We start from the raw sequence: 2548 nt of genomic DNA, 5'->3' as shown, positions 1-2548 counted from the left end.
AACGTCAGCATCGTCACGCCATGACGGCGCAGATCGCGCATCACTTCCACAATCTCTTCATTGGTCTCGCCCAGTCCAACCATCAGACCAGATTTCGTCGGGATATCCGGATGCGCGGCTTTGAAGTTTTCGAGCAGTTTGAGCGACCACTCATAGTTGGCGCCGGGACGGACCTGACGATACAGACGCGGCACGTTCTCCAGGTTGTGGTTGAAGACGTCCGGCGGGCTGGTGTTAAGAATTTCCAGCGCGCGATCCATGCGGCCGCGGAAGTCTGGCACCAACGTTTCAATTTTGATCTGCGGACTTTTTCGGCGGATAGCGCTGATGCAGTCAGCAAAGTGCTGAGCGCCGCCATCGCGCAGGTCATCACGGTCTACCGATGTGATGACGACATAACGCAGCGCCATATCGTGGATTGTCTGCGCCAGTTTTTCCGGCTCGTTGGCGTCGGGTGCGATCGGGCGGCCATGCGCAACATCGCAGAAGGGGCAGCGGCGGGTACAGATTGCGCCGAGGATCATAAAGGTGGCCGTACCGTGGTTGAAACACTCAGCCAGGTTAGGGCAGGAGGCTTCTTCACAAACCGAATGCAGTCCATTGCGGCGCATGGCGTCTTTAATTCCCTTGATCCGGCTTGAGTCGGCAGGGAGTTTAATTTTCATCCATTCGGGTTTGCGCAGCATATCCTGGCGTTCAACGGCAACGGTCCGTACAGGAATCAAGGCCAGTTTATCGGCGTCGCGGTATTTTACGCCACGTTCGATCTGAATCGGTTTACTCATGTTTGCGTAAGTTCCAGTTCTGAATCGCTGTCATGAATTAACGACTAATTCATGAATCGCGTGAGTCGTTAAACTTTTTTTTAAAAAACTCACAAAATTATATCATCATTGACCGGTGACAATCAGCCCTTGAGCGGGCAAAAAGCATCATTAGTGTAAATGAAATGTAATGATTATGCCGAGTGAGATCGAGAAAACCACGCCATCGGCTGCGGTTCTCCCTGCTGTTCCCACACCCAGTCTACCCATTCGCTCTCTGTGTAGCCGAGCAGCCGCATAAAGGCGGCGGTCAAAATGGGCGCGGTATCTTCAACGGTGGCGCCGGAGACGAGGTCGCCGATCTGCGTCATTTGCATACCGGCGTAACCGCACGGGTTAATACGCTGGAAAGGCGACAGATCCATCGCAATATTTAGCGCCAGACCGTAGAAAGAGCAACCATGTCGGATCCGTAGTCCGAGGGAACAGATTTTTTTATCGCCGACATACACGCCGGGGGCATCCGGGCGAGCATGAGCTTCAATCCCGAAATGCGCCAGCGTATCGACGACGGTCTGTTCAATGGCGCTGACCAACTGACGGACGCCGACTTTGCGGCGTTTAATGTCAATCATCACGTACATCACCTGCTGGCCCGGGCCGTGATAGGTGACTTGCCCGCCGCGGTCGCTCTGAATGACCGGGATATCTCCCGGCATCAGCACATGCTCCGCTTTGCCCGCCTGTCCCTGGGTGAACACCGGGGAATGCTGAACCAGCCAGAGCTCATCGGCGCTGTCGCCGTCGCGTTGCTCGGTGAAATGGTGCATCGCCAGGGATACCTGCTCGTAAGGGAGTATGCCTAGCTGACGTATGATGATCTTGTCTTGTTCCACTGGCGTCATCTTCAGAGTCGAGAATGTATGGCGGTCAGTATACGGGATACCGCCGTGGGGACGAATAGCGCTTGTCAGCCTTCCGGTAGTAGAACGCGTCGACGAAATTAAAGCACCATACGTACGATATCGATTTTACCCAGCTCTTCATACAACGTCTCAACCTGTTCGACGTGCGTGGCGTTAATCGTGATGGAAACTGAGTGGTAGTTACCCTTCGCGCTGGGTTTGATTTGCGGCGTGTAGTCGCCAGGTGCATGACGCTGTACGACTTCAACCACCTGATCGACGAGCTCCGGCTGTGCCAGACCCATCACCTTGTAGGTAAAGGAGCACGGGAATTCAAGCAGTTCGTTGAGTTTGGTTTTCATTAAGACACTCCAGAGTGGTTTTCTAACGGTAAGACCCTAAAAAGTATAACTCCCGCCGAGGCGGGAGTGTATTTATCCGTGTGATATGGGGGCATTATGCCCCAAAACAAGGGGGGAATTAGCTGAACCAGCGGTGGAACATCAGTTTCACGTAGTCCATCAGTCGGCTGAAAATGCCGCCTTCTTTCACTTCGTTCATCACCACCAGCGGGCGCTGTTCGATGGTCTTACCATCCAGTTGGAAGTTGATGGTGCCGACGACCTGATTTTTACTTAATGGGGCATGCAGTTCGGTGTTGTTTAACACGTAACTGGCCTTCAGATCTTTCATCCGGCCGCGCGGAATGGTGATGTAGACATCTTTTTCAACGCTCAGCGCAACGCGATCGCTATCGCCGAACCAAACCGGTTCTGAAGCGAACTCTTTGCCGGATTTCAGCGGTGCTACCGTTTCAAAGAAGCGGAAGCCCCAGGTCAGCAGTTTTTTGCTTTCCGTTTCGCGGCCTTTGAAGGTCCG

At 53.6% G+C, this 2548-nt stretch carries 3 protein-coding genes and 1 pseudogene; all 4 read right to left on the bottom strand.

Annotated elements, in window-relative coordinates; genetic code table 11:
• The coding region (gene lipA, locus Q7O77_RS16900; protein WP_304169923.1) for a lipoyl synthase at nt 1–785 on the bottom strand (785 nt) is incomplete at its 3' end.
• A gap of 173 nt (nt 786–958) precedes the next feature.
• Nucleotides 959–1669 (bottom strand): lipoyl(octanoyl) transferase LipB, encoded by a 711-nt coding sequence (gene lipB, locus Q7O77_RS16895; RefSeq protein WP_304169921.1) that lies wholly within the window; start codon nt 1667–1669, stop codon nt 959–961.
• A 98-nt stretch (nt 1670–1767) separates the two neighbouring features.
• Nucleotides 1768–2031: a DUF493 family protein YbeD gene (gene ybeD, locus Q7O77_RS16890; RefSeq protein ID WP_026738925.1), complete on the bottom strand. Its 264-nt coding sequence runs from the start codon at nt 2029–2031 to the stop codon at nt 1768–1770.
• A gap of 118 nt (nt 2032–2149) precedes the next feature.
• Nucleotides 2150–2548: pseudogene (locus Q7O77_RS16885) on the bottom strand (serine-type D-Ala-D-Ala carboxypeptidase); the annotation flags it as partial.

The sequence above is a fragment of the Lonsdalea britannica genome (assembly GCF_946477055.1).
Taxonomy (GTDB): domain Bacteria; phylum Pseudomonadota; class Gammaproteobacteria; order Enterobacterales; family Enterobacteriaceae; genus Lonsdalea; species Lonsdalea britannica_A.
Note: the sequence above shows the minus strand (reverse complement) of the source record. Positions and strands in the feature narration are given on the sequence as shown.

Bases quoted from the DNA above. Each gene is read 5' to 3' on its own strand.
- lipB (WP_304169921.1), bottom strand. From the start codon at position 1,669: ATGACGCCAGTGGAACAAGACAAGATCATCATACGTCAGCTAGGCATA.
- ybeD (WP_026738925.1), bottom strand. From the start codon at position 2,031: ATGAAAACCAAACTCAACGAACTGCTTGAATTCCCGTGCTCCTTTACC.